This is a genomic window from Alphaproteobacteria bacterium (assembly GCA_005883305.1).
In the GTDB taxonomy this organism is placed as follows: domain Bacteria; phylum Pseudomonadota; class Alphaproteobacteria; order Sphingomonadales; family Sphingomonadaceae; genus Allosphingosinicella.
The window spans coordinates 1,137,453-1,162,341 of sequence record VBAC01000001.1 but is presented as its reverse complement, the minus strand read 5'-3'; the positions used below and the strand labels follow the sequence as shown (position 1 = coordinate 1,162,341).

The following is a 24,889-nucleotide window of genomic DNA, read 5'->3' as shown; positions in this document are numbered from 1 at the left end:
GGCCAAGTCAAGCATTTGTGCCGCGCGCGGCGCTGCGATAGGAGGCGCGCCGAACCGCAACAGCCAGGACTAAGGACTCACAGATGCACGACCCCAAGGCGCAGATGGAAAACGGCAAGGGCTTCATCGCCGCGCTCGACCAGAGCGGCGGCTCGACGCCGAAGGCGCTGAAGGGCTACGGCATCGAGGAAGACGCTTACGCGAACGACGAGGAGATGTTCGGCCTGATCCACGAGATGCGCGCGCGGATCATCACCTCGCCCGCCTTCACCGGCGACAAGGTGATCGGCGCGATCCTGTTCGAGCGGACGATGGACGGGCAAATCGACGGGAAGCCGGTTCCGGAGGTCCTGAACGAGCGCGGAGTCGTGCCCTTCATCAAGATCGACAAGGGCCTCGAGGCCGAGGAGAACGGCGTCCAGCTGATGAAGCCGATGCCCGAGTTGGGCGCGCTGCTCGCCCGCGCGAAGGGGCTCGGCGTGTTCGGTACCAAGGAGCGCTCGGTCATCAACCTCGGCGACCGTGAAGGCATCGCCGCGATCGTCGCGCAGCAGTTCGAAGTCGCCCGGCAGGTGCTGGACGCGGGGCTCGTCCCGATCATCGAGCCCGAGGTCAACATCAAGAGCCCCGAGCGCGCCGAGGCGGACCGGATCCTGCTCGACGAGCTGACCAGGGCGCTCGATGCCATGCCCGGCGACGAGCGCGTGATGCTTAAGCTCTCGCTGCCGGTCGAGCCGGGCCTGTTCGGCCCGCTCGTCGATCATCCGCGCGTGCTTCGCGTGGTCGCGCTTTCGGGGGGCTACAGCCGCGGTGACGCCTGCGCCGAGCTGGCGAAGAATCGCGGCATGATCGCCAGCTTCAGCCGCGCCCTGCTCGAGGATCTGCGCCACGCAATGAGCGACGAGGAATTCGATCGCGCGCTCGGGACAGCGATCGACGAAATTTATCGCGCCTCGACCGAGAAGGTGAACCGGTAGGCGGCGGGATCGGCCTCGCGGCCGGCGATGCGATTCGGCTCCGCGGCCGCGAGGGTGAGGCGGCCGGCCTCCACATCGATCGGAACGCCGAGGGTCAGGTCGCGAGTCTCGCTTCGCCCGCGGCTTTGGACCTCGGCGCGAAGGACAAGCCGCCCCGCCCAGACGCAGTTCGCGTTGGCCGGACAGCGGCTGTCCTCGATCACCCGTAGCGGGCGGATTCGAATTCCCTCGACGCTGGCCACCTGGCCCAGGCCGGCGACGGGACCCGCCGCGGCGGGCGGTACGGTCGCGCAGGCGGCGAGCAAGGCAGCGGCGAGAAAGATCGGGCGTCTCATTGGCCCACGCCTGCCGCTCCGCTAATGAGCCGCCCATGAACGACGAACCGGACGACAAGCCGCTTTTCCAGCCGCCCGAGCGGCGCAATCCCTGCCAGCTCTATCTGGTCTCGCCGCTCGACGTGGGCGGCGCGTTTCCGGATCGGCTTGCAGGGGCGCTCGACGCCGGTGCGCTCGCCGCTTTCCAGTTTCGGGTGAAGGGAGTCGACCAGCACGAGGCGGCGCGGCTCGCCGAGCCGCTCCAGCGCCTGTGCGCCGAGCGCGACGTCGCCTTCATCGTCAACGACGACATGGGGCTGGCGAAGCGGCTGGGGGCGGACGGCGTTCATCTCGGCCGGGGCGACGGCGATCCGCGCGAGGCACGCGCCCTGCTCGGTCCGTCGGCGCAGATCGGAGTCACCTGCCACGACAGCCGCCACCTGGCGATGGAGGCGGGCGAGGCGGGCGCCGACTATGTCGCCTTCGGCGCCTTCTTCCCCACCGGGACCAAGGAAACGCGCCACCGGCCCGATCCCTCGATCCTCTCTTGGTGGTCGGCGATCTTCGAAATCCCTTGCGTCGCCATCGGCGGGATCACGCCGGCCAATGGCGGCGGGCTGGTCGCCGCCGGCGCCGACTTCCTCGCCGTGTGCAGCGCCGTGTGGGACCACTCTGAGGGTCCGGCCGCGGCCGTGAAGGCGTTCGAGAGCGTTTTGCGGTCCTAGCGCATCGCCTGGGCCACCATAGCCTTCAGCGTCTGCGCATCGTGGATGGCGTCTGCGCCGATGTCGTTGTTGAAATAGCACCAGACCGGCCGCCCAGCGCGCGCCTCGGCGACGATCCAGTCGGTCCATGAGAGCAAGGCCTCGTCGGAATAGCGGCCCCAATATTTCCCCGCGCCGCCGTGGAAGCGGACATAGGCGATGGGCCCCACGGCCGCGCGCTCGCAAGCCGATCCGGCCATGTCGTGGACGCAGAAAGAGGCGCCGTGGCGCTCCAGCAGCTCGAGCGTCTCGGAGACGTACCAGCTCCTGTCGCGAAACTCGAAGACGTTGGTCACGTCCCTGGGAGCGATCCTAAGGAAGCTTTCCAGGCGCTCGAGGTTGATCCTGAGGCTCGGCGGGAGCTGATAGAGGATCGGGCCGAGCCGGTCGCCCAGCGCCCGGAAGGGCGGCATCATCCGCTTCAGCGGCTCCTCGCAATCCTTGAGCTTCTTGGCCTGGGTGAGGAAGCGGTTGGCCTTGACCGCGTAGCAGAAGCCCGGCGGCGCCTGGTCCCGCCATTTCGCGAACGTCTCCGCGGTCGGCAGCCGGTAGAAGCTGTTGTTGATCTCCACCGTGTCGAAATGCTCGGCATAGAAGGCGAACCAGCGCTTTTGCGGCAGGCCCTTCGGGTAGAAGAGCGCGCGCCAGTGCCGGTAATTCCAGCCCGAGCAGCCGATCCGGATCCGCGCCGTCGTCATGAAGCGGGAACGATGCGGGGGCGAAACAGGTTTCCTGATCCATGCAAAGACTGGTGCTCGGCCTGCTTGTCCTTATCACTGCCGGAATGATCCTGTTCTTCGGCAGCATGATCTTCCTCTCCGCGCCGGTGCCGGAGGCGCCACGCGAGGCGGTCGTCCCTTTGCCGGTTGCGGCAGCGCAGGCGCCGGTCATCGCCCCCTCGGGCCTCGCCATCCCCGTAACCGGAGTGCGCGCAATCCAGCTCACGGACACCTATACTCAGGCCCGCGCGGGCGGCGCCCGGATCCACGACGCGATCGACATCATGGCCCCGCGCGGCACGCCGGTCGTCGCGGCGGCCGTCGCGGCGGCCGACGGCGTCGTGGAGAAACTGTTCTTCAGTCGCGGCGGCGGCGGGATCACCGTCTACGTCCGCTCGGCCGATCGGCAGTGGAGCTATTATTACGCCCATCTCGACGCCTATGCGCCGGGCCTCCACGAGGGCCAGGCTGTGCGCCGCGGCGATCCGGTCGGAACGGTCGGGAGCACCGGCAACGCGGATCCCGCGGGCCCGCACCTCCATTTCGCGGTCAACCGCATGGGGCCGGCCGACCGCTGGTGGCAGGGGACTGCGGTCAATCCCTACCCATTGCTTGCCGGGCGCGGCTCCCCCCGCTAAGGCGCCCGCTAAATCCTGACAGAGCAGCGAGCACCCCATGAAGATCAGCGGCGTGGACATTCGTCCCGGCAACATCATCGAATATGAAGGCGGCATCTGGCGCGCGGTGAAGATCCAGCACACCCAGCCCGGCAAGGGCGGCGCCTATATGCAGGTCGAGATGAAGAACCTCATCGACGGCCGCAAGAACAACGTCCGCTTCCGCTCGGCGGAGACGGTGGAGCGCGTCCGGCTCGACACCAAGGACTTCCAGTTCCTGTTCAAGGATGGCGACGCGCTGACCTTCATGGACAAGGACAATTACGAGCAGGTGACGCTCGATGCCGGCATCCTGGGCGACGCCGCCGCCTTCCTGCAGGACGGGATGGACGTGGTCATGGAGCTCTACAACGAGCGCCCGATCAGCGTTCAGCTTCCCGACACGATCGAGGCAGTGATCGTCGAGGCCGACGCCGTGGTGAAGGGCCAGACGGCCTCATCCAGCTACAAGCCCGCCGTCCTGGACAACGGCGTTCGCGTGATGGTGCCGCCGCACATTTCGAGCGGCACGCGGATCGTGGTGGACGTGTACGAGCAGACCTACGTCCGTAGGGCCGACTAAACCCCTCTCCCGTTCAGGGAGAGGGACAGGCGCGAAGCGCCAGGGTGAGGGCAGGGCTCTTGCCCTCACCCTCCCAAAGCTGACGCTTTGGGCCCCGCCCTCTCCCTGAACGGGAGAGGGGAGAAGGAGCGTTGAATTGGTATCCCATTCAGGCCTCATCACCGTCATGACCCGCGCCGCGCGCAAGGCGGCGCCGCGGCTCAGGCGCGACTTCAACGAGGTCGAGCAGCTGCAGGTCAGCCGCAAGGGGCCGGCCGACTTCGTTTCGATGGCCGACAAGCAGGCGGAAACGACGGTGGTCGAGGAGCTTCGCCACGCGCGCCCCGATTGGGGGCTACTGCTCGAGGAGGGCGGAGCGCGCGAGGGCGATCCGACGAAGCCGCGCTTCATCGTCGATCCCATCGACGGCACGTCCAACTTCCTCCACTCCATCCCCCATTTCGCCATCTCGATCGCGGTGCAGGAGCCGAAGCCCGGCGGGAAGGGCTGGGGCGAGATCACCCAGGGGCTGGTCTACAATCCGCTGACCGACGAGAGCTTCTGGGCCGAGAAGGGAAGGGGCGCCTGGCTCAACGAGCGGCGCCTGCGCGTTTCCGCGCGGCGTGACCTCAGCGAAAGCCTGATCGCCACCGGCATCCCCTACAAGGCGCATGGCGATCTGCCGCGCTTCGACCGGATCCTGAACGCCGTCTCGCCCGAGGTCGCCGGAATCCGCCGCTTCGGCTCGGCGGCGCTGGATCTCGCCTGGGTCGCCGCGGGGCGCTTCGACGGCTTCTGGGAGGAAGACCTCCAGCTCTGGGATATCGCCGCGGGAATCGTCCTGGTGCGCGAGGCGGGCGGCTTCGTCACCGATTTCCGCGGCGGCGAGGCGGGCGTGGCCAACGGCCAGATCCTGGCCGCCAACGACCAGCTCCACTCCAAGCTGCACAAGCTCGTCGCAACGGCGCTGCGCTGATCGCTTCCCTCGTCATTGCGAGGAGCGAAGCGACGAAGCAATCCAGCCGGCCTCGGAGACCGAACTGGATTGCTTCGCTACGCTCGCAATGACGGCGTTCCAAAGCCTTGCCACTAGAGTGGAGCGGTCCTAAAGCCGCGGCAATTCCTGGGTTTCCGGAGTCTCGCAATGGCGTCCGTCGCCGCCGATTATCTGCCGATCCTCATGTTCCTCGGAGTCGCGCTGGGCCTCAGCCTGGCCTTCGTCGTGCTGCCGATGATCGTCGCGAAGCTGACCGGCGCCAGCAATCCCTATCCGGACAAGCTGACCGAATATGAATGCGGCTTCCCCGCGTTCGAGGACAGCCGCGCTCAGTTCGACGTGCGCTTCTACCTCGTCGCGATCCTGTTCATCGTGTTCGACATCGAAGCCGCGTTCCTCTTTCCCTGGGCGGTCAGCGTGTTCACCGCCGGCTGGGCCGCCTGGTTCGCGATGATGATCTTCCTGGTCGAGCTTGCCCTCGGCTTCGCCTACGCCTGGAAGAAGGGAGCGCTCGAATGGGAGTGATCCTCGATCCCCGCGACGAGAATCCGCGCCCCGCCGATCTCCAGCAGCCCGATCCCTACATTTTCGGCCAGATCCAGTCCGAAGTCAGCGACAAGGGCTTCCTCGTCACCTCGACCGAGGACCTGTTCACATGGGCGCGGACCGGTAGCTTATGGTGGATGACCTTCGGCCTCGCCTGCTGCGCAGTCGAGATGATCCACGTGAACATGCCGCGCTACGACCTTGAAAGGTTCGGCGCCGCGCCGCGCGCCTCCCCGCGCCAGAGCGACGTGATGATCGTCGCCGGCACCTTGTGCAACAAGATGGCCCCGGCGTTGAGGCGGGTCTACGACCAGATGTCCGAGCCGCGCTACGTCATCTCGATGGGCAGCTGCGCCAATGGCGGCGGCTATTACCATTACAGCTATTCGGTGGTGCGCGGCTGCGACCGGATCGTTCCGGTCGACATCTACGTCCCCGGCTGCCCGCCGACCGCCGAGGCCCTGCTGTATGGCATCATGCAGCTCCAGCGGAAGATCCGCCGCGAAGGGACGATCGAGCGCTAGCATGGCGATGGACAAAACTCCGTTCGTCCCGAGCGAAGTCGAGGGACCCGGCCGAGCGAAGCCGAGGCTGATTTACTCGGCTGCGCTCGAAGGGGTGTCTCGACTTAGTTCATCCAGAGCGCCGCCGCAGGCGGCGTCGAAGGGCTCGACACGAACGGGCTGGGGAGCGGCAATTCGTGCCTAGCCCCGCACCTTTGGGTCAGCCCCGCCCCGGCATCATCGAGGCGGTGAAGGCCGCGATCGGCTCCGCCTTCCTGTCCGCCAAGGACGAGGTGGGCGAGGTGTCGATCGACGTCGCGCGCGAGAGCATCGCGGACGTGCTGCGGATGCTGCGCGACGCGCTCGACTACCAGCAGCTGATGGAGATCGCCGGCGTCGATTATCCCGAGCGCGCGGAGCGGTTCGAGGTCGTCTATCATCTGCTCTCCGTCACCAAGAACCACCGCATCCGAATCCGCGTCTCGACCGACGAGGAGCAGCCGGTGCCGACCGTGACCGACATCTTTCCCGTCGCCGGCTGGCTCGAGCGCGAGGTGTTCGACATGTACGGCGTGATCTTCGCCGGCAATCGGGACCTCAGGCGGATCCTCACCGATTACGGCTTCCGCGGCCATCCGCAGCGCAAGGATTTCCCGCTGACCGGCTTCGTCGAGCTTCGCTATTCCGAAGAGGCCAAGCGGGTCGTCTACGAGCCCGTCAGCCTCAGCCAGGACTTCCGCAATTTCGATTTCATGAGCCCCTGGGAAGGCGCGGAGTATATCATTCCGGGCGACGAGAAGGCGCAGGGCGAGGCGCCCGGCGCGCCGACTCCGCTGACCTCCGCCGAGATCAACAAGGCCGCGGCGCCCAAGGCCGAGCCTCCGGCGCCGACGCCGAAGACGACCGACGCCAAGGCCGAGACTGGCGCGGGCGAGCCCGCCGACAAGCAGGCGGCGAAGCACTCGCCGCGCAAGAAGGCCCCGCCGGCGCCGACCGAGCCTTCGGGAAAGACGCGATGAGCACGGCTCCATGCCGCTCCCCGGCGAAGGCCGGGGCCCAGGCCGGCGAAAGCCGGAGCCGCCCGTCGATTGTGTCTGACAGCGCCTTGCGGCGCTCCTGGACCCCGGCCTTCGCCGGGGAACGAGGCGCCCGATGAGCACGATTCCCGATCTGGACCGGACGGAGGAAGAAGTCGCCCGCACCGGCGCGACCGAATCCGACATCGCCAACTACACGATCAATTTCGGCCCGCAGCATCCCGCCGCTCACGGCGTGCTCCGGCTGATTCTCGAGCTCGATGGCGAGATCATCGAGCGCGTCGATCCGCATATCGGCCTGCTCCACCGCGGCACCGAGAAGCTGTGCGAGCACAAGACCTACCTCCAGGCTTTGCCCTATTTCGACCGGCTCGATTATTGCTCGCCGCTGTGCATGGAGCACAGCTACGTGCTGGCGATCGAGAAGCTGCTCGGCCTCGAAGTGCCGCTGCGCGCGCAATACCTCCGGGTCTTCTTCGCCGAGCTGACCCGAATCTCGAACCACATGCTGAACCTGGGGTCGCACGTCATGGACGTCGGCGCGATGACTCCGAACCTGTGGCTGTTCGAGATCCGCGAGGATTGCATGAATTTCTACGAGCGGGCCTCGGGCGCTCGGATGCACGCCGCCTGGTTCCGCCCGGGCGGAGTCCACCAGGACGTGCCGCTGAAACTCCTCACCGACATCGCCGACTGGCTCGACACCCGCGTCCCTCGCCTGTTCGAGGATTCGATCAGCCTCGTCGCCGACAACCGCATCTTCAAGCAGCGCAACGTCGATATCGCCACGGTCTCCAGGGAGGACGCGCTGGCCTGGGGCTTCTCCGGCCCGATGATCCGCGCCGCCGGAATGCCCTGGGACTTGCGCAAGTCCCAGCCCTACGACGTCTACGACCGGATGGAGTTCGACGTCCCCGTCGGCACGCGCGGCGATTGCTACGACCGCTTCATGGTCCGGGTCGAGGAGGTGCGGCAATCGATCCGAATCATGAAGCAGTGCCTCAGCGAGATGCCCGAGGGGCCGATCGCCAGCCTCGACCGCAAGGTCGTGCCCCCCAGGCGGGCCGAGATGAAGCAGTCCATGGAAGCGCTGATCCACCACTTCAAGCTCTACACCGAGGGCTTCCACGTTCCCGCCGGCGAGGTCTACGTCGCGACCGAAAGCCCCAAGGGGGAGTTCGGCGTCTATCTCGTCGCCGACGGATCGAACAAGCCTTACCGGGTCAAGATCCGCCCGACCGGCTTCTCCCACCTCCAGGCGATGGACTTCATGAGCCGCGGCCACATGCTGGCGGACGTGACGGCGATCCTCGGCGCGCTGGATATCGTGTTCGGCGAGGTGGACCGGTGAGCGCGCTGGGACTCGTCCGCGATAATAAGCAAGAATTTGTGCTGTTGGGTTACCAATTGGTGTGCCTCGGTACATTCGTGAAGCTCACATTTTTTGATGGATATGATTACAACTGGTGGAATTGGTTCATCGCAATTTCGGTCAATGTTTTTCTGAGCGAGATTTGGCCAATCTATTGGCTAATATTGCGTCCTCTGTTTGGTTATTAGAATGGCTGAGTCACGCCGCCTTGCTGCAACCCCGGAAATCCGCGAGCGCTGGGGCGCTTTCGCCTGGGCCAAGGAGAATGAAGCGCAGGCGAAGCTCCTTGTTTCCCGCTATCCGAAGGGCCGCCAGCAGAGCGCGATCATCCCCTTGCTCGATCTCGCCCAGCGCCAGATCGGCGCGGAGACGGGGACCCAGGGCTGGCTGCCGATTCCGGTGATCGAGTTCGTCGCCGCGCAATTGGGAATGCCCTACATCCGCGCCTACGAAGTCGCGACCTTCTACACGATGTTCAACCTCGCGCCGGTCGGCCGCCACCATGTCCAGGTCTGCGGCACCACGCCCTGCATGCTGCGCGGCTCGAACGACGTGCTCGCCGCCTGCTACGAGAAGGGGCTGAAGAAGGGGCACACGACCGCCGACGGCCTGTTCACGCTGAGCGAAGTCGAATGCCTCGGCGCCTGCGCCAACGCGCCGATGGTCCAGATCAACGACGACAATTACGAGGACCTGACGTTCGACAGCATGACCGCGATCCTCGACGCTTTGGGCAGGGGCGAAACTCCGAAGCCCGGGCCGCAGGTCGAGCGCCAGACGAGCTGCCCCGAGGGCGGTCCGACCACGCTTGCCGAAATGGCCGGCGAAAATCACGATTATCGGAGCCAGTGGTCATGAAGCAGGGTCTGTCCTCCCTCGGCGCGATCGTCGTCGGGATCATCGCCTTCATCCTCGCTCTGAAGCTGCTCGGCGCGGCGCTCAAGCTGGTAGCGATCGGCATCGGCCTCGCCATCGCAATCGCCATCTTCATGGCCCTCAAGAAGGGCGGCGGCCGTGCTTGAGGACAAGGACCGGATTTTCACCAACGTCTACGGCTTCCAGCACTTCGGGCTGAAGGCGGCGCAGAAGCGCGGGGACTGGGACAATACGAAGGCGCTGATGGCGGTGGGCCAGGACGCGATCATCGACGCGATCAAGGCCTCGGGCCTTCGCGGGCGCGGCGGCGCGGGCTTCCCCACGGGCATGAAGTGGAGCTTCATGCCCAAGGAGCCGGCGCCCGACCGGCCCAATTTCCTGGTCATCAACGCCGACGAATCCGAGCCGGGATCGTGCAAGGACCGCGAGATCATCCGCCACGATCCGCACAAGCTGATCGAGGGCGCGCTGATCGCGGGCTATGCCATGCGCGCTCGGGCCGGCTACATCTACATTCGCGGCGAGTTCATCCAGGAAGCCCGCGTGCTCGAGGCCGCGGTCGCCGAGGCCTATGCGGCGGGGCTGCTCGGACGCAACGCGGCCAAGTCCGGCTATGATTTCGAGCTTTTCGTCCACCGCGGCGCCGGCGCCTATATTTGCGGTGAAGAGACGGCGATGCTCGAAAGCCTCGAGGGCAAGAAGGGCCAGCCGCGGCTCAAGCCGCCCTTCCCGGCGGGCGCCGGCCTCTACGGCTGCCCGACCACGGTCAACAACGTCGAATCGATCGCCGTCGTGCCGACCATCCTCAGGCGCGGCGCCGCCTGGTTCGCCGGCATCGGCCGCGAGAAGAACGAGGGCACCAAGCTCTTTCAGATCTCCGGTCACGTGAACCGCCCGTGCGTCGTCGAGGAGGCGATGTCGGTTCCGTTCCGCGAGCTGATCGAGCGCCACGCCGGCGGAATCCGCGGCGGCTGGGACAATCTGCTCGCCGTCATTCCCGGCGGCTCGTCCGTTCCGCTCGTTCCCGCGGCGCAGATCATGGACGCCCCAATGGATTTCGACGGTCTCAAGGAACTCGGTTCCGGCCTCGGCACCGCCGCGGTGATCGTCATGGACAAGTCCACCGACGTGGTGAAGGCGATCAGCCGGATCTCCTATTTTTACAAGCACGAGAGCTGCGGCCAGTGCACGCCGTGCCGCGAGGGCACCGGCTGGATGTGGCGGGTGATGGAGCGCCTCGTCGAGGGCAATGCCGAGATCGGCGAGATCGACACGCTCTGGGACGTCACCAAGCAGGTCGAGGGCCACACCATCTGCGCCCTCGGCGACGCCGCGGCCTGGCCGATCCAGGGCCTGATCCGCCACTTCCGCCCCGAGCTCGAGCGGCGCATCGTCGAGCGGCGCGAGGGAACGCTCGAAGCGGCCGAATAGCAGCCGTCGCGCCTTGCAAGCTGCTGGAAGGGGTGCGAACCTGCCGCTCTTGGCAGGGCAGGGGGCGTGAGTGAATCTCGGAATCAGGATGATGGCGCTGGCCGCCGCGTGCCTCGCGTCCGCGTCGCCGATCGCGGCGCGCGAGCCGGCCGATCCGCGCCTTCCGACCTGGGCGCAATCGCATCTGGCGGAAGGGAGCATGGAGGACCGGATCCTGCGCGCTTTCGCTTATTGCAGCGTGAGGGTGCGCAGGGCCGAAGCCGAAGCGCTGCTTGAGACCAGCCCCGGCAGCGCGGAGGAAAATGCGGCTGCCCATGCGCTGACGTTGACCGGGCAGGTGAACGACTGCGCGACGCGCAGCGACATCCATTTCCGCGGCGCGGGGGGAATGATCCTGCTCCGCGGCCTGGCCGCCGAGTTCCTCCACAACCGCTCGATTCCGGAATCGCGCCATTACGAGGCGCGCCCTGAGCCCGCGGCCCCGCCCGAATACGTCCCGCTTCCCCACCGGGTCGCGACTTGCGCGGTCCATCGCGCACCCGATCAGGTTCACGCCATGATCCGCTTCGATCACGATTCGCCCGGCGAAACGCGTGTCCTGGCGCAGCTGCGCCCGATCCTGCTGGAATGCCTTCCGCCGGACGTTTCACTTCCCGCAACCCGGCACGTCATGCGGGCCCTGCTCGCCGAGGCGCTCTACCATTTTTCGCGCGAGGGCGAGGCGACCTCAGGGCGCTGACTCGGCCGGACTGCGGCCTTACCTGCCCCGGGTGCGATTGCCGCTATCTTGCATCTATCTGGAATTGATGCATAATCTGACGGCAATTGGGGGCAGCAGTGAAACTCAAATTTTTGATGATGTTGCTGGCGCTCGCCTGCGTCGGCACGGCGGAGGCTCAGCGGCGGATCCTACTCGGCAGGGAAGTCACGACCGCCGAGGCCGCGCGGACGCTGCATGATTTCGCCCGCTGCGTTATCATCCGGGCCCCCGGACGCGCCCGAGCGCTCCTCGCCATGGATTTCACCAGCGACGAATACCAGGACCGCATCCGGACTTTCGCCCAGAGCTATTGGCAGTGCGTGCCTCAGGGCCATCGGCTCGGCTTCAGCCGGCTGCCCTTCGCGGGCGATCTGGCGGAGCAATTGCTGCTTCTGGACGCCCACGGCGCCGACCTCGCCACGCAGGTCGCCTATGATCCTGCTCGCCCGCCGCTCGCGGCGCGGAGCGAGCAGGAAGCCATGGCGCTGTGCGCCGTGCGGGCAGCGCCGCAAAAGGTCTCCGCCCTGCTTGCGACCCGGCCGTTCAGCGCGGAGGAAGCCGGCGCTCTGCGCGCGCTCACGCCCGAGGCGCAATCCTGCCTCGCCGCGGGCGTCAGGCTCAGCCTCAACGGAATCGCGCTTCGGGCGATGCTGGGGCTCGCCGCGTATCGCCTAGCGGAGCATAATCGCGCGCCGGCAACGCGGTCCGCTGCTGCGGGGTCATAGATTGGGCGTGAACGCGGGTGCTTTACGGCTCCGCCGCAAAGTGAAATAGTGCGGGGATGATCCGCACGGCTCTCGCGCTTTCATTGGCGGTTTCGGCGCTCGGCACACCGGCTTATGCCGAGCCGGCCCAGCCGTCGATCGACAATGTCTACGCCGTGGTCGACTGCCTGATGCAGCGCGGCAGCCGGAACATGGAAAGAGTGCTCTCGACCGTGCCCGGCACGATAGACGCGGACGCGCCCTGGGTAGCCGGAGGAGTCTATGCCTGCCGCGCCACGGGCACGCAGGTTCCGGCCGCGTCCTTCTACAACCGGGGCGCGGTGGCCGAACGGCTGCTCTACCGCGATTTCGAAGCGATCGGCGCCCGTCCGCGCGGCCGTCCCGCACGGGTCTTCGAGCCGGTCAGCAGCTATTATGTCCGCTATGCCGACGAATCTGCGCGCGCCGCGTTGTCGATGCTGGGCATGGCATCGTGCGTGGTGAGGGCCGATCCGGAGCGAAGCTACGCCTTCTTCCGCACGCCGCGCGGCAGCGCCGCCGAGCGTGGGGCGATCGAAAGCCTGATGCCGGCCCTGTCGGCTTGCGTCGGCCAGGGCGAGAATATCGATCTCAGCCCGCAGGTCTTCCGCGCCTTCCTCGCGGAAGCGGCTTATCGCGCCGCCGCCGGCCGGCCGGAAGTGTTCCGAACTGAGTGACGCGCTCCATCGAGGGGGCATTTTTTGCGGAGCATGAAATGAAAAAGGCGCTGTCTTTGTCTCTTTGCGCGAGCCTGCTGGCCGCGCTTCCCATCACCGCCGCCGCCGCCCAATATGGAAGCGCGCCGCCGCCGCCTCCGCAGACGCCGCGCTCGAACCCGACCCCGGGCACTCCGGCGCCGGCGCAGACGCCGACATCGCCGGCCGACCTGCTCCGCGCCGCGGCCTGCGCCGCCGGGCAGAGCGCACCCCAAGTTTCCGCTCTCCTGTCGACGACGCCGCGTTCGACCGAGGAAAGAACCCAGGCCGCGGCCCTGTTGCGGACGGCTCAGCGCTGCCTGTCCATGCGCGAGCAGCTCTCGACCTCGGCCACCGGCGCGCGCGCGGCCTTCGCCGAAGCGCTCTATGAAGCGCAATTCGCCCAGCAGGCGGCGGTGAGGACGCCGCCGGTCGGCGCCGCGCCGCTGCCGCGGCCGGCCGATGCCGCCGATCCGATGTCGGTGGCGCTGGCGCCGATGTACGGCCTCGCCGATTGCGCGACTCCGCGCCATCCGGAACTGGCCCGAGCGGTATTGGCGACCGAGCCGCACTCGCCTGAGGAAACGGCCGCGCTGGCGGCGCTGCATCCCGATTTCCAGGCCTGCGCTCCGGCCGGCACGCCCCGGTTGAGCTACGATCCCCGTTTCATGCGCGGCTTCCTGGCCGAGGCGCTGTACCGCTGGTCCGTCGTCCAGCGCGACGGCCCGGGCTCGCCCTAGGCCGCGGCGGCCGCCGCGACAGCCGCCACGACCCCCCAACCCCATTAACGAAAACCCCCGCAGCCCCTTGAACGGCGGGGGGGTAAGCGTCTAACGGCACCGCAGGCTGCGGCCCCTCGGGGGCGCGTTTGAATCCCGAGTGCAATTCCTATGCCCAAGCTCAAGGTCGACGGTGTCGAGATCGAAGTGCCGCAGGGCGCGACGGTGCTTCAGGCGTGCGAGCTGGCGGGCAAGGAGATTCCGCGTTTCTGCTATCACGAACGGCTGGCCATCGCCGGCAATTGCCGGATGTGCCTTGTCGAGGTGAAGCCGGGGCCGCCGAAGCCGCAGGCGAGCTGCGCGCTGCCCGCGGCGGACAATCAGGAGATCTTCACCAACACCCCGGTGGTCCGCAAGGCCCGCGAAGGCGTGATGGAGTTCCTCCTCATCAACCATCCGCTCGATTGCCCGATCTGCGACCAGGGCGGCGAATGCGACCTTCAGGACCAGGCGCTCGCCTACGGCAAGGGCCACAGCCGCTACGACGAGAACAAGCGCGCGGTGACCGAGAAATATATGGGGCCGGTCGTGAAAACCTTCATGACCCGCTGCATCCACTGCACCCGCTGCGTTCGCTTCATGGAGCAGGTCGCCGGCGTCGAGGACATGGGCGCGATCGGCCGCGGCGAGGACATGCAGATCACCTCCTATCTGGAGACCGCTTTGGCCAGCGAGCTTTCGGGCAACGTCGTCGATCTCTGCCCGGTCGGAGCGCTCGTTTCCAAGCCCTACAGCTTCGAAGCGCGCCCGTGGGAGCTGCGCAAGATCCCGGCGATCGACGTGATGGACGCGGTCGGCACCAACATCCGCCTCGACGCGCGCCAGTGCGAGGTGATGCGGGCCTTGCCCCGCCTCAACGAAGATGTGAACGAGGAGTGGGCGTCGGACAAGACCCGGCACGCGGTGGACGGGTTGCTGCGCAACCGGCTCGACCGGCCCTGGGTGCGCGACGGCGGCAAGCTTCGCGCCGCGACATGGGACGAGGCGTTCGAGCGCATCGCCGGGGTGGCCAGGACGGCCAAATCGAGCGTCGCGGCCGTCGCCGGCGATCTGGTCGACGTCGAGACGATGTACGCGGCCAAGGCGCTGGTCGCAGCGCTAGGTTCGGACCTGATCGAGGGGCGCCAGACCGGCCTCGCCTACGACACGACCAGTCTCGGCGCGGTCAATTTCAACACGACCATCGCCCGCATCGAGACGGCGGACGCGATCCTCCTCGTCGGCACCAATCCGCGCTGGGAGGCGAGCCTCGTCAACACCCGGATCCGCAAGGCGGTGAGGGCGGGGGCGAAGGTGTTCGCGATCGGCCCCGAGGTCGATCTCACTTACCCCGTCGAATGGCTCGGCAACGACCTCTCGCTGCTCGGCGAGCTGCCCGAGGCGCTGGGGCAGGCGCAGCGCCCCGCGGTGATCGTCGGCGGCGCGGCGCTCAAGGTGCCCGGCGGGCAGGCTGCCGCGCTCTCGCTGGTCGACAGCCTGAACCTGGTCCGTGAGGGCTGGAACGGCTTCAATGTCCTCCATACCGCCGCTGCGCGGACCGGCGGGCTGATCCTCGGCTACGCGCAGCCTGGCGGCATGGCGTCACTTGTCGAAGCCGCGCCGAAGCTGCTTTTCGTGCTCGGCGCCGACGAGATGGACTTCGCCCCGTTCGAGAAGAGCTTCAAGGTCTATGTCGGCCATCACGGCGACAAGGGCGCGCACGCGGCGGACGTGATCCTGCCCGGCGCCGCCTATAGCGAGAAGCACGGCATACACGTCAACCTCGAGGGGAGGGTGCAGTATAGCGAGAAGGCGGTCGATCCGCCCGGCGACGCGCGCGCCGACTGGTCGATCTTCCGCGCGCTCTCCGACGTGCTCGGCCGGCCGCTGCCGTTCGACAGCTTCGCCGAGCTTCGCGGCCGCCTGTTCGCCGACCATCCGGAATTCGCCCGGCCGGGTCTCGTGACCTTCCCCTGGGCGCCGCCCAAGCTGGAGGCGGTCGAGATCGCCAAAGGCACCGCGGTCACCTACCCGATCCAGGATTTCTACCTGACCAACCCGATCGCCCGCTCCTCGCCGACGCTGCAACGCTGCTCGGCCGAGCTGCTCCACGGTCAGAGCTACGCCGAGGCTGCGGAATGAGCCATGGACCTGCAAGATCTCAACCGTTTCGAGCGTTGCGTACTCGGCTTGCCCCGACCGCTGCGCCGGTTCGTCATGGCGCTAATGCTGGTGCTCGCCGTCGCGCTGCTCACGCTGCCGATCTGGCGCCGTCTGGTGTGATGAGGACCGAATGACCGCCTGGATGCAATCCTGGATCGGCGAAGGCTGGGGATATTTCCTCGCAACTTTGAGCTTCATCCTGTTGATCGCGCTGCCTTTGATGCTCGCGGTGGCGATGATCATCTATGCCGATCGGAAAATCTGGGCGGCGATGGCGCTGAGGCGCGGGCCCAACGTGGTCGGCCCGTTCGGGCTGCTGCAGAGCTTTGCCGACGGGCTGAAGGTATTCCTCAAGGAAACCATCATCCCGACCTCGGCCAATCGCGGCCTGTTCATCATTGCGCCGATCATCACCTTCACCGTGGCTCTGGTCGCCTGGGCGGTGATCCCGTTCGCGGACGGCTGGGTGCTTGCGAACATCAATGTCGGCCTGCTCTATCTGCTCGCGGTCTCCTCGCTCGGCGTCTACGGGATCATCATCGCCGGGTGGTCGTCCAACTCGAAATATCCATTCTACAGTGCCTTGCGCGCCGCCGCTCAGATGGTGTCTTACGAGGTTTCGATCGGCTTCGTGCTGATCCCGGTGGTGCTGTGGGCCGGCAGCTTCAACCTCAGCGCCATCGTCCACGCCCAGCAGGGCCACATTCTCGGCCTGATCAACGGCTTCGGCTTCAATCCCTTGCTCTTCCCGCTTGCGGTGATCTTCCTGATCTCGTCCATGGCCGAGACCGCCCGAGCGCCGTTCGACCTGACCGAGGCCGAAAGCGAGCTCGTCGCCGGCTACCAGACCGAATACAGCTCGATGAGCTTCGCGCTCTTCTGGCTCGGCGAATATGGCAACGTGCTGCTGATGTGCGGCATGAACGCCGTGCTCTTCTGGGGCGGCTGGCTCCCGCCGCTCGACTGGGCGCCGCTCTACTGGATCCCCGGCATCGTCTGGTTCTTCGCCAAGATCCTGTTCTTCTTCTTCGTCTTCTCCTGGGTGAAGGCCACCGTCCCGCGCTACCGCTACGACCAGCTGATGCGCCTGGGGTGGAAGATATTCCTGCCCATCTCTCTGATCTGGGTGTTCCTCGTGTCCGGGTACCTGATGCTCCAGCGCGGGGGAATGCTGCCATGGTAGGGGCGCTCCTCCTCGCCGCCGCGGCGCCCACGAATGCCGTGCCGACCGGCCGGCATTTCGAGTGCGAGATGCGGCCCGGCAACATGCTTCACGGCGGCGAGGCCTCGGCCGACGATCGGCAATTTCTTCCCGGCGGCTGGCGGATCGAGATCGCCGTGCCCGTGGAGCATGGCGATCGGGTTCGATATGCCGATGGGGTGCTTGGCGCACCCATCGATGTCCTGGCCCTCTGGGGGTATCGGCAGCGCGATTTTTGGGGGAATGGGCGACTGGTCCGCTCCGAGTTCGACTGGTGGGACGTCGAATATTCGCTGACGTTTACCGAGGCAGGCGAAGCGACGATCCGGAACAAATACCTCCGGACGGAAATGCGCGACGGGCGGCCGCGCAGCCGTGAGCTCAACGGCGTCGGCGCCTGCCACGAGATCGTCACCTATCAGAGTGGGACGCCGTCATGATCGCCCATTACATCAAGACCTTCACCCTGTGGGAGTTCGTCAAGGCGCACGCCTTGACGCTGAAATATTTCTTCAAGCCCAAGGCGACGATCAACTACCCCTATGAGAAGAACCCGATCTCGCCCCGCTTCCGCGGAGAGCATGCGCTTCGCCGCTATCCGAACGGGGAAGAGCGCTGCATCGCCTGCAAATTGTGCGAGGCGGTCTGCCCCGCGCTGGCGATCACCATCGAGGCCGAACCGCGCGAGGACGGCAGCCGGCGCACCACGCGCTACGACATCGACATGACCAAGTGCATCTATTGCGGCCTGTGCCAGGAGGCCTGCCCGGTCGATGCCATCGTCGAGGGGCCGAACATGGATTTCTCGACCGAGACCCGCGAGGAGCTGATCTACGACAAGGCGAAGCTTCTCGAGAACGGCGACAAATGGGAGCGCGCGCTGGCGGCGAACCTTGCCGCCGATGCGCCGTATCGGTAGGCGGCGCGCAGTGATTCCCAATCCCACAAACCCGCTCATGTCGAGCGAAGTCGAGACACCCTGCCGAGCGCAGCCGAGGCTTTTCGTTCTCGGCTTCGCTCGAACCGGTCTCTCGAATTCGCTCGAGACGAACGTGAGGTTGGCTCCGGGGCTGCCGGAATGATCCCCGTTCTCGTCTTCTACCTTTTCGCAACGCTCGTCATCGCCTCGGGCGTGATGACGATCTCGTCGCGCAACCCGGTCCATTCGGTGCTCTGGCTGATCCTCGCCTTCTTCAACGCGGCAGGGCTGTTCCTGCTGATCGGGGCCGAGTTCCTCGCCTTCCTCCTGGTCATCGTCTACGTCGGCGCGGTCGCCGTGCTGTTCCTGTTCGTGGTGATGATGCTCGACGTGGATTTCGCCGAGCTTCGCGCCGGGGTTGCGCGCTATTGGCCGTTCGGCTTCGGCCTGGCGGGCGTGATCCTGGCCGAGATTTTCTTCGGAGCGATCGCCTGGAACGCGGGCGGAATCGCGATCGACGGCCGGCCTGCGCCTGCCGCCCGGCAATCGAACATCGTCGCGCTCGGCGAGCTGCTCTACACGCGCTATTTGTTCATCTTCGAGGCGGCGGGCATCGTCCTCCTCGTCGCCATGGTCGGAGCGATCGTGCTGACGCGGCGCAAGCGCTCGGATGTCCGGCCGCAAAACGTCTCGCGCCAAGTCCAGCGCCGCCCGAAGGACGCGGTCCGCAACATGCAGCCCGGCGTCGGGCAGGGGGTGGAGCTGTGATCGGCCTCGGCCATTACCTCACCGTCGGCGCGATCCTGTTCGTGCTCGGCGTGTTCGGCATCTTCCTCAACCGCAAGAACGTGATCGTCATCCTGATGGCGATCGAGCTGATCCTGCTCTCGGTGAACATCAACCTCGTCGCGTTCAGCGCCTTCATGGACGACATGGTGGGACAGGTGTTCGCGATGTTCGTGCTGACCGTCGCGGCCGCCGAAGCCGCCGTTGGCCTCGCGATCCTCGTCATCTACTTCCGCGGCCGCGGCACGATCGCGGTCGACGACATCAACCAGATGAAGGGCTGAGATGGTTCAGGCGATCGTCTTCCTGCCGCTTCTGGCCGCGATCGTCGCCGGGCTGGGCAACCGCATGCTCGGCAACACGATCGCCAAGCTGATCACCACCGGCGCCCTGTTCGCGTCGCTGGCGATGAGCTGGCCGATCTTCCTCGGCTTCCTCGCCGGGACCCAGGAGGCGGCCGTCTATCCGGTGCTGAGCTGGATCGATTCGGGCACGCTCCAGGTCGATTGGGCGCTTCGCGTCGACGCTCTGACCGCGGTGATGCTGGTGGTGGTGACGACCGTCTCGGCCCTCGTCCACCTCTATAGCTGGGGCTATATGGCCGAGGACGATAGCCAGCCGCGCTTCTTCGCCTATTTGAGCCTGTTCACCTTCGCCATGCTGATGCTGGTGACCGCCGACAACCTCGTCCAGATGTTCTTCGGCTGGGAGGGCGTCGGCCTCGCCTCGTACCTGCTGATCGGCTTCTGGTACCACAAGCCTTCGGCCAATGCCGCGGCACTGAAGGCGTTCGTCGTCAACCGGGTCGGCGATTTCGGCTTCTCGCTCGGCATTTTTGGGACCTTCCTGGTCTTCGGAACGGTCTCGATCCCGGCGATCCTCGCCGCCGCGCCGGGTATGACCGGCTCGACGATCGGCTTCCTTGGGCTCCGCGTCGATACGATGACGCTGCTCTGCATCCTCCTGTTCATCGGCGCGATGGGCAAGTCGGCGCAGTTCGGCCTCCACACCTGGCTTCCCGACGCGATGGAGGGCCCGACGCCGGTCTCGGCGCTGATCCACGCGGCGACGATGGTCACCGCGGGCGTGTTCATGGTCTGCCGCCTCTCGCCGATGTTCGAGACCAGCCCGACCGCGCTCGGCCTCGTCACGGTGATCGGCACCCTGACCTGCTTCTTCGCCGCCACCGTCGGCACGGCGCAGAACGACATCAAGCGCGTCGTCGCCTATTCGACCTGCTCGCAATTGGGCTACATGTTCTTCGCCGCCGGCGTCGGCGCCTATGGCGCGGCGATGTTCCACCTGTTCACCCACGCCTTCTTCAAGGCCCTGCTGTTCCTCGGCTCGGGCAGCGTCATCCACGCCATGCACCACGAGCAGGACATGCGCTTCTACGGCGGCCTTCGGAAGGAGATTCCGATCACCTTCTGGATGATGCTGATCGGAACGCTGGCGATCACCGGAGTCGGCATTCCCGGCTTGTGGGGCTTCGCCGGCTTCTATTCGAAGGACGCCGTGCTCGAGGCATCGTTCGCGTCGGGCGGAGCGGGGGCGATCGTCTTCCTGTTCGGGGCCTTCGCGGCTTTGCTCACGAGCTTCTATTCGTGGCGGCTGATGTTCTTGACCTTCTGGGGCAAGCCGCGCTGGGCGGCGTCGGAGCATATCCAACACGCGCTCCACGACTCGCACGGCCACGATCACGACGACCGGCCCGACGCCGAGGATGCCGGCCACGACACCCGCCCGCACGAAGCGAGCGCGGCCGAGGTGCCGTCCGGAAGCGGCGGCTACCATCCGCACGAGAGCCCGTGGACGATGCTCGTTCCGATCATCGTGCTTGCGGTCGGCGCAGTCTTCGCCGGCTTCGTCTTCCACGAACGGTTCGTCGGCGCCGAAGAGGCGGTCCATTTCTGGCGCGGCGCGATCGCTTTCGACGAGCACCTCGCGCACGGCATGCACGAGGTTCCCACCTGGGTGAAATGGACCCCGTTCGCGGTGATGGCGGCGGGCTTCCTGATCGCCTGGGGCGCCTATGTCCACAGCGAGACCTTCCCGCAGCGCTTCGTCGGCCAGTTTGGGGTGCTCTACCGCTTCGTGCTCAACAAATGGTATTTCGACGAGCTCTACGACATCCTGTTCGTCCGCCCGTCGCTCTGGCTCGGCCGCTTCTTCTGGAAGCGCGGCGACGAGGGGACGATCGACCGCTTCGGCCCCAACGGCGTCGCCGCGGCGGTGGTCGCCGGCACGCGGGTCACGGCGCGGGTCCAGACCGGCTATCTCTATACTTACGCGCTGGTCATGCTGCTCGGAGTCGCCGCGGCGATGACCTGGGTGATGGCGCGGTGATGCTTCAATCCTTCCCCATCCTCTCCGCGATCCTCGCTTTGCCTTTGCTCGGCGCGCTCGCCTGCCTCATGACCGGCGCGAACGGCGCCCGCTGGATCGCGCTCGGCACGACTCTGGCGACGCTTGCGCTCTGCATCGGCCTGTGGGCCGCCTACCGAATCGGCGGGCCGCAATGGCAGTTCCAGGAATATCACGCCATCTTCGGCCGCTTCGCCTGGGCGCTCGGGATCGACGGCATCGCATTGATGCTGATCGTGCTCACAGCCTTCCTGATGCCGATCTGCATCGCCGCTTCCTGGCAGGCGATCGACAAGCGCGTGCCCGAGTTCATGGCCTGCTTCCTGGCGATGGAAACGCTGATGATCGGCGTGTTCTGCGCTCAGGACCTGTTCCTGTTCTACATCTTCTTCGAGGCCGGCCTGATCCCTATGTACCTGATCATCGGCATCTGGGGCGGCAAGGACCGGATCTACGCCGCGTACAAATTCTTCCTCTATACCCTGCTCGGCTCGGTGTTGATGCTCGTCGCCATGCTGTGGATGGTCAATTACGCCCATACCACTTCGATCCCCGAGCTGATGGCGACCGAATTCCCGCCCGAGATCCAGACCTGGCTGTGGCTCGCCTTCTTCGCCAGCTTCGCGGTCAAGATGCCGATGTGGCCGGTCCATACCTGGCTTCCCGACGCTCACGTCCAGGCGCCGACCGCGGGCTCCGTAATCCTCGCCGGCGTTCTGCTGAAGATGGGCGGCTACGGCTTCATCCGCTTCTCGCTGCCGATGTTCCCCGAAGCCTCGGCGCAGCTCATCTGGATCGTCTTCGGCCTGTCGATGGTCGCCGTGGTCTACACGTCCCTGGTCGCCCTGGTGCAGCAGGACATGAAGAAGCTGATCGCTTACTCCTCGGTCGCGCACATGGCCTTCGTCACCATCGGCCTGTTCGCCTTCAACCGGCAGGGAATCGAGGGCGGGCTGGTCGTCATGCTCAGCCACGGCCTCGTCTCCGGGGCGCTCTTCCTGTGCGTCGGCGTGGTCTACGACCGGATGCACAGCCGCGAGATCGCGCTCTACGGCGGCCTTTCCAACAACATGCCGCGCTACGCCCTGCTGTTCATGGTCTTCACCATGGCCTCGGTCGGCCTGCCCGGCACGTCGGGCTTCGTCGGCGAGTTCCTCGCTCTGGTCGGGGCCTACGGCATCAATTCGTTCGTGGCGGCGGTGGCGACGACCGGAATCATCCTCGGCGCGGCCTACATGCTCTACCTCTACTGGCGGATGGCTTATGGTGTCGCGCGGACCGCCGAGGCGGCGGCCATGCCCGATCTTTCGCCGCGCGAGCTCATGATCCTCGCCCCGATCGCGGGGGCGGTGCTGTGGATGGGCGTCTATCCGGAAAGCTTCATCGCGCCGATGCGCGCCGACGTCGACAGCCTTCTGGCGCGGATCGAGCGCGCCGCGCCTCCGTCCGACGCGCAGCCGACGCCGGGTCGCCCGGCCGCCGCGCCGGCCCACGAGACTCAAGGGGCGCACCACTGATGCTGCAGGATTTCCTCCTGATCCTCCCCGAGGAGATTTTGAGCGTCGGCGCGCTTGCGCTGATGCTCGCCGCGGCCTGGGGCGGCGACCGCATCGGCCCGGTGCTGACCTGGCTATCCGTGCTTCTGCTCGCCGTCGCCGCCGCCTTCCTGCCCGGCGTGCGCGACTTGGGCGGCTCCGCCTTCGGCGGACTGTTCGTCGCCGACAGCTTCGCCGCTTTCTCCAAGATCGTGATCTACCTCGCGGCCGCCGTTTCCATGCTCGGGGCGATGAGCTGGTTCGGCCGCGACCGCGATTATCGCGCGGAATATCCGGTGCTGATCCTGTTCTCGGCGATCGGCATGGGAATGATGGCCTCGGCCGCCGACACGATGACGCTCTATGTCGGCCTGGAGCTGCAGAGCCTCGCCGCCTATGTTCTCGCCACCTTCCAGCGCAGCGATACGCGGTCGGCCGAAGCCGGCCTCAAATATTTCGTGCTCGGCGCGCTCGCCAGCGGAATCCTGCTCTACGGCATCTCCCTGCTCTACGGCTTCACCGGCACGACCTCGTTCGGCGGAATCGCGCAGAAGCTGGGCGACGGCGTCTCGGACGGCGAGCTGATCGGAATCGTCTTCGTCCTCGCGGGCCTCGCCTTCAAGATCAGCGCGGTGCCGTTCCACATGTGGACTCCCGACGTCTACGAAGGCGCCCCGACCCCGGTCACCGCCTTCTTCGCCTCGGCCCCCAAGGTCGCCGCGATGGCGCTGATCACCCGGGTCGCGGTCGAATCGATGGGACCGGCGACCGACGCTTGGCGGCAGATAATCATCTTCATGGCGCTCGCCTCGACCATCCTCGGCGGAGTCGCGGCGATCGGGCAGAGGAACATCAAGCGCCTGCTCGCTTACAGCTCGATCAACAATGTCGGCTTCGCCCTGGTCGGCCTCGCCGCCGCCGGCGTCTCAGGAGTCGCCTCCGTGCTGTTCTACATGGCGGTCTACGTGGTCATGACGCTCGGCGCGTTCCTCGTGGTCATGCGCATGCGTGGGCCCGACGGCCAGCCGGTCGAGACGATCGCCAGCCTCGCCGGTCTGTCGCGCAGCCGGCCGATGCTCGCTCTGGCGATGGCGATGTTCATGTTCAGCCTTGCCGGCATCCCGCCCTTGTTCGGCTTCTGGCCCAAATTCCTGGTGTTCAGCGCGGCGGTCGAGGCGAACCTCACCTGGCTCGCGGCGGTCGCCATCGCCACCTCCGTGATCGGTGCCTATTATTACATCATGATCGTCAAGCTGATGTATTTCGACGAGCCGGCGCCGGAGTTCGGCGAGACGAAGGAGCCCGTCGGCGGCGCTCTGATTCTCCTCGCCGCTTTGTTCGTCTCCCCGCTCGGCTATCTCACCATCCAGTTGCTCGACGCCGCGACCCGGAACGCCGCCCAGGCGTTGTTTTAATCGGGCTTCGGCAAGCGATTAGCCGTTGCAGTCCGCTAACACAGCGGATACCGAGAAAGCACGGTATGGGGGCGTGCCGGCTGTAGATCGAGACGCCCCGGGGGATTGCGTGCCGCTTATCCGTAACATCCATACTGTCGCCGAGACCGAATCCACCAATGACGATGTCGCCGAGCTGGCCCGGCAGGGCTGGCCCGAGGGGACATGGCTTCGGGCCGGCACCCAGACGGGCGGAAAGGGGCGGCTGGGGCGGGAATGGAAGTCCTCCCGCGGCAACCTCTACGCCTCGACCATCGTCCGCCTCGGGCCCGGCGATCCTCCGGCCCCGACGCTTGCATTGGTGGCTGCGGTCGCTCTGCAGGAGGTCGCGCGCCGCCATGCCCCCGAGGCGCGGATCAAATGGCCCAACGATCTGCTGGTCGAAGGCGCCAAGGTCGCCGGCATCCTGCTCGAGCGCCATGACGATGCGGTGATCGTCGGCTTCGGAGTCAATCTCGCCACTCATCCCGAGGATCTGGGGCGCCCGGCGACGAGCCTCGGGACTCCGGTCGCGCCCGATGCCTTCCTCGAGCGGCTCGCCAAATGCTTCGCCGAATGGCTGGATCGTTGGCGGCAACGCGGTTTCGCCGCCGTCCGGCCCGCCTGGCTGGCCGCGGCCCACCCCGTGGGCACGCCGCTCGCCACCGCCGGCGCGGAGGGGACGTTCGAAGGCCTCGACGAATCGGGCGCGCTGCGGCTGCGGCTGGCGGACGGGGCGATAAGGACCATTCACGCGGGCGACGTCTTCCTCCTATAA

At 66.6% G+C, this 24,889-nt stretch carries 27 protein-coding genes; 25 read left to right on the top strand and 2 right to left on the bottom strand.

Translation table 11 applies throughout. From position 1 onward, the window contains the following. Window positions 1-83: 83 nt before the first annotated feature. Complete coding sequence (locus E6G92_05730; protein ID TMJ19295.1) at window positions 84-977, top strand: fructose bisphosphate aldolase; 894 nt, start codon at window positions 84-86, stop codon at window positions 975-977. Here E6G92_05730 and E6G92_05725 read toward each other — a convergent pair. Then, a complete protein-coding gene (locus E6G92_05725; protein TMJ19294.1) occupies window positions 944-1,312 on the bottom strand; it encodes a hypothetical protein in 369 nt (122 codons plus the stop codon). The genes E6G92_05730 and E6G92_05725 overlap by 34 nt on opposite strands. Window positions 1,313-1,347: 35 nt before the next feature. Between E6G92_05725 and thiE the strand changes: the two genes are divergently transcribed. Then, window positions 1,348-2,016, top strand: coding sequence for a thiamine phosphate synthase (gene thiE / locus E6G92_05720; protein ID TMJ19293.1), 669 nt, complete (start codon window positions 1,348-1,350; stop codon window positions 2,014-2,016). Here thiE and E6G92_05715 read toward each other — a convergent pair. Next, window positions 2,013-2,753 (bottom strand): DUF72 domain-containing protein, encoded by a 741-nt coding sequence (locus tag E6G92_05715; GenBank protein TMJ19292.1) that lies wholly within the window; start codon window positions 2,751-2,753, stop codon window positions 2,013-2,015. The genes thiE and E6G92_05715 overlap by 4 nt on opposite strands. A 41-nt stretch (window positions 2,754-2,794) precedes the next feature. Here E6G92_05715 and E6G92_05710 point away from each other — a divergent pair, with 41 nt between their 5' ends. The 23 genes from E6G92_05710 to E6G92_05600 all read left to right on the top strand — a co-directional run bounded on the left by E6G92_05710 (window position 2,795) and on the right by E6G92_05600 (window position 24,889). Further along, window positions 2,795-3,412, top strand: a complete 618-nt coding sequence (locus E6G92_05710; GenBank protein ID TMJ19291.1) for a M23 family metallopeptidase — start codon at window positions 2,795-2,797, stop codon at window positions 3,410-3,412. 37 nt (window positions 3,413-3,449) lie between these two features. Further along, window positions 3,450-4,013 carry an elongation factor P gene (gene efp, locus E6G92_05705; protein TMJ19290.1) on the top strand — a complete coding sequence of 188 codons (564 nt, stop codon included), beginning with the start codon at window positions 3,450-3,452 and terminating at the stop codon, window positions 4,011-4,013. Window positions 4,014-4,149: 136 nt separating this feature from the next. Then, complete coding sequence (locus E6G92_05700) at window positions 4,150-4,968, top strand: inositol monophosphatase (GenBank protein ID TMJ19289.1); 819 nt, start codon at window positions 4,150-4,152, stop codon at window positions 4,966-4,968. 168 nt (window positions 4,969-5,136) lie between these two features. Further along, on the top strand, window positions 5,137-5,514 hold the full coding sequence (locus E6G92_05695; protein ID TMJ19288.1) for an NADH-quinone oxidoreductase subunit A: 378 nt from the start codon (window positions 5,137-5,139) through the stop codon (window positions 5,512-5,514). 59 nt (window positions 5,515-5,573) lie between these two features. Continuing rightward, window positions 5,574-6,059 (top strand): NADH-quinone oxidoreductase subunit B, encoded by a 486-nt coding sequence (locus E6G92_05690; GenBank protein ID TMJ20726.1) that lies wholly within the window; start codon window positions 5,574-5,576, stop codon window positions 6,057-6,059. Window positions 6,060-6,235: 176 nt separating this feature from the next. After that, window positions 6,236-7,057, top strand: coding sequence for an NADH-quinone oxidoreductase subunit C (locus tag E6G92_05685; protein TMJ19287.1), 822 nt, complete (start codon window positions 6,236-6,238; stop codon window positions 7,055-7,057). 133 nt (window positions 7,058-7,190) lie between these two features. Continuing rightward, the gene (locus E6G92_05680) at window positions 7,191-8,426 is read left to right on the top strand and encodes an NADH-quinone oxidoreductase subunit D (protein TMJ19286.1); all 1,236 of its coding nucleotides are present in this window, start codon (window positions 7,191-7,193) and stop codon (window positions 8,424-8,426) included. Window positions 8,427-8,636: 210 nt separating this feature from the next. After that, window positions 8,637-9,305, top strand: coding sequence for an NADH-quinone oxidoreductase subunit NuoE (gene nuoE, locus E6G92_05675; protein TMJ19285.1), 669 nt, complete (start codon window positions 8,637-8,639; stop codon window positions 9,303-9,305). A 156-nt stretch (window positions 9,306-9,461) separates the two neighbouring features. Continuing rightward, window positions 9,462-10,754: an NADH-quinone oxidoreductase subunit NuoF gene (nuoF, locus tag E6G92_05670; protein TMJ19284.1), complete on the top strand. Its 1,293-nt coding sequence runs from the start codon at window positions 9,462-9,464 to the stop codon at window positions 10,752-10,754. Window positions 10,755-10,824: 70 nt separating this feature from the next. After that, window positions 10,825-11,493: a hypothetical protein gene (locus tag E6G92_05665; protein TMJ19283.1), complete on the top strand. Its 669-nt coding sequence runs from the start codon at window positions 10,825-10,827 to the stop codon at window positions 11,491-11,493. 98 nt (window positions 11,494-11,591) lie between these two features. Next, on the top strand, window positions 11,592-12,239 hold the full coding sequence (locus tag E6G92_05660; protein TMJ19282.1) for a hypothetical protein: 648 nt from the start codon (window positions 11,592-11,594) through the stop codon (window positions 12,237-12,239). A gap of 56 nt (window positions 12,240-12,295) precedes the next feature. After that, window positions 12,296-12,934 (top strand): hypothetical protein, encoded by a 639-nt coding sequence (locus E6G92_05655; GenBank protein TMJ19281.1) that lies wholly within the window; start codon window positions 12,296-12,298, stop codon window positions 12,932-12,934. Between the two features lie 38 nt (window positions 12,935-12,972). Next, the gene (locus E6G92_05650; GenBank protein TMJ19280.1) at window positions 12,973-13,692 is read left to right on the top strand and encodes a hypothetical protein; all 720 of its coding nucleotides are present in this window, start codon (window positions 12,973-12,975) and stop codon (window positions 13,690-13,692) included. 150 nt (window positions 13,693-13,842) lie between these two features. Further along, window positions 13,843-15,852 (top strand): NADH-quinone oxidoreductase subunit G, encoded by a 2,010-nt coding sequence (locus E6G92_05645; protein ID TMJ19279.1) that lies wholly within the window; start codon window positions 13,843-13,845, stop codon window positions 15,850-15,852. Between the two features lie 151 nt (window positions 15,853-16,003). Further along, window positions 16,004-17,056, top strand: a complete 1,053-nt coding sequence (nuoH, locus tag E6G92_05640; GenBank protein ID TMJ19278.1) for an NADH-quinone oxidoreductase subunit NuoH — start codon at window positions 16,004-16,006, stop codon at window positions 17,054-17,056. Continuing rightward, window positions 17,050-17,514 carry a hypothetical protein gene (locus tag E6G92_05635; GenBank protein ID TMJ19277.1) on the top strand — a complete coding sequence of 155 codons (465 nt, stop codon included), beginning with the start codon at window positions 17,050-17,052 and terminating at the stop codon, window positions 17,512-17,514. The genes nuoH and E6G92_05635 overlap by 7 nt, the downstream gene beginning before the upstream one ends. Further along, window positions 17,511-17,993 (top strand): NADH-quinone oxidoreductase subunit NuoI, encoded by a 483-nt coding sequence (gene nuoI, locus E6G92_05630; GenBank protein TMJ19276.1) that lies wholly within the window; start codon window positions 17,511-17,513, stop codon window positions 17,991-17,993. The genes E6G92_05635 and nuoI overlap by 4 nt, the downstream gene beginning before the upstream one ends. 159 nt (window positions 17,994-18,152) lie before the next feature. After that, window positions 18,153-18,761 carry an NADH-quinone oxidoreductase subunit J gene (locus E6G92_05625; GenBank protein TMJ19275.1) on the top strand — a complete coding sequence of 203 codons (609 nt, stop codon included), beginning with the start codon at window positions 18,153-18,155 and terminating at the stop codon, window positions 18,759-18,761. Then, window positions 18,758-19,063 carry an NADH-quinone oxidoreductase subunit NuoK gene (nuoK, locus tag E6G92_05620; GenBank protein ID TMJ19274.1) on the top strand — a complete coding sequence of 102 codons (306 nt, stop codon included), beginning with the start codon at window positions 18,758-18,760 and terminating at the stop codon, window positions 19,061-19,063. The genes E6G92_05625 and nuoK overlap by 4 nt, the downstream gene beginning before the upstream one ends. A 1-nt stretch (window position 19,064) precedes the next feature. Continuing rightward, on the top strand, window positions 19,065-21,125 hold the full coding sequence (gene nuoL / locus E6G92_05615) for an NADH-quinone oxidoreductase subunit L (protein ID TMJ19273.1): 2,061 nt from the start codon (window positions 19,065-19,067) through the stop codon (window positions 21,123-21,125). Further along, window positions 21,125-22,660, top strand: coding sequence for an NADH-quinone oxidoreductase subunit M (locus E6G92_05610; protein TMJ19272.1), 1,536 nt, complete (start codon window positions 21,125-21,127; stop codon window positions 22,658-22,660). The genes nuoL and E6G92_05610 overlap by 1 nt, the downstream gene beginning before the upstream one ends. Further along, window positions 22,660-24,093, top strand: a complete 1,434-nt coding sequence (gene nuoN, locus E6G92_05605) for an NADH-quinone oxidoreductase subunit NuoN (GenBank protein TMJ19271.1) — start codon at window positions 22,660-22,662, stop codon at window positions 24,091-24,093. Before E6G92_05610 ends, nuoN begins: the two co-directional genes overlap by 1 nt. Before the next feature lie 127 nt (window positions 24,094-24,220). Then, window positions 24,221-24,889 carry a biotin--[acetyl-CoA-carboxylase] ligase gene (locus E6G92_05600; GenBank protein ID TMJ20725.1) on the top strand — a complete coding sequence of 223 codons (669 nt, stop codon included), beginning with the start codon at window positions 24,221-24,223 and terminating at the stop codon, window positions 24,887-24,889.